The sequence below is a fragment of the Corynebacterium sp. ACRPF genome (assembly GCF_022347395.1).
GTDB lineage: Bacteria > Actinomycetota > Actinomycetes > Mycobacteriales > Mycobacteriaceae > Corynebacterium > Corynebacterium tuberculostearicum_D.
On record NZ_JAKRNB010000037.1, the window covers coordinates 1 to 1,392 of the forward strand.

1 protein-coding gene is annotated in these 1,392 nt (G+C 53.9%); it reads right to left on the reverse strand.

The features are described 5' to 3' along the window. Window positions 1–8: 8 nt before the first annotated feature. Entirely contained in the window at window positions 9–1,187 is a 1,179-nt protein-coding gene (locus MHX61_RS11200) for an IS481 family transposase (protein ID WP_370658422.1), read from the reverse strand. Between the last annotated feature and the right edge of the window lie 205 nt (window positions 1,188–1,392).

Below are 1,392 nucleotides of genomic sequence, written 5' to 3' on the forward strand. Positions count from 1 at the left end.
TTGCGGCTTCACGCCGGTACTCCGGCGTGTACTTCTTGCGCTGTTGATTCACAATGAACATCCTCTCCTACGGACACAAGATCCGTACAAATAGGGTGTCCACTACTTGAGGGTAACCTCAGCATGATTTCTTTGGTGCGGTGTTTTCTTCCGACGTAGAGTTTGCGCATCGTGCCGGCCCAGCGGAGGGTTACTTTTCCGTCGTTGTCGACTTTGTCTCGGCGTAGGCGGTTGTCGGTGCCGATGGGGATATCGAGTGGCTGGGCTTTGGGCAGTCGGTTGTAGGCCTGAACTGGCGTTTGTCTGTTGAGTGCTCGGTGGGGTCGGTGGTTGTTGTAGTAGTCGATGATGTCATCGAGTTGTTGGTTTAGCTCGGCGATGTTGTGGGCAAATGGCCTTGTGTGCAGGGCTTTTTGGAGTGTTTGGTGGAAGCGCTCGACTTTTCCTTGGGTTTGGGGATGGTATGGGGTTCCATTCTTTTGGTGGATGCCCATTTGGAGCAGTAGCTGTTCGAAGCCGTTGCGAGTGTCGGCTTTTCTGTAGAGCTTTGTGGTGAATACGCTGCCGTTGTCGGTGAGGGTGGATTTGGGAAATCCATGCTTGTTACCTGCGGATATGAAGGTGTCGATGACGTTGTTGCCGGTTTCGTGCTCGACGGCTTTGCAAGAGATGACATAGCGTGAGTGGTCGTCGATGATGGTCAGGATGGCTACGCGTTGGTTGTTGTTGAGGTACCAGTGGCTGTAGTCGAGTTGCCAGGTTTCGTTCGGTTGGTCTGCTTGGAATCGTTTCCAGGAACTGCGTGGCCTTTTGTGAGGTTGTTCGATGACCCAGCCGTGGCGTTTGAGTATGCGGTGGATAGTCGATGCTGCTGGTAGTGGGGTTATTTTTTGTTGTTGAAGGTGCCAGCGGATGGTGTGGGCGCCGTTGTCTTGGCCGGTGTTTTCCAGGTGTTGTCGGATATCGAGGATTGCTTTGACCGTGCTCTCTGGCACTTGTCTGGGGTTGGAGTGCGGGCGCCGGGAGCGTGGTTCGAGTGCTTGGTAGCCGCCTTTGCGATAGCGGTGGATAAGTTCGCGGATCCAGCGGGTGCTGACGCTAAAGAGTGCGGCGGCATCTTTATGGCTCATGCCGGTTGCGAGGATGGTTTCGACGATGACTTTGTTGGAAGTGTGTTTCTTGCCCATGCTCTATTTTGAGCGGAAGTATGTCTCGCTACATCCTGGGTTGGTGCGTGTGGCCTCATTTTCCCTGTTGGGGTGGTTGTGCGGGAGAGTGTCTGATGGTTTGTGTGTGGGAACCGATCCCGCATAAGGAGATAAGCCAGAATGACTACTGTGGCGAGACGAGATCCGGCCGATAAGGCCAAGATTGATGCGATTGAAAAGAAGC

Excerpts from the sequence above, each read along its gene's own strand:
- MHX61_RS11200 (WP_370658422.1), bottom strand. The coding sequence starts at position 1,187 with ATGGGCAAGAAACACACTTCCAACAAAGTCATCGTCGAAACCATCCTC.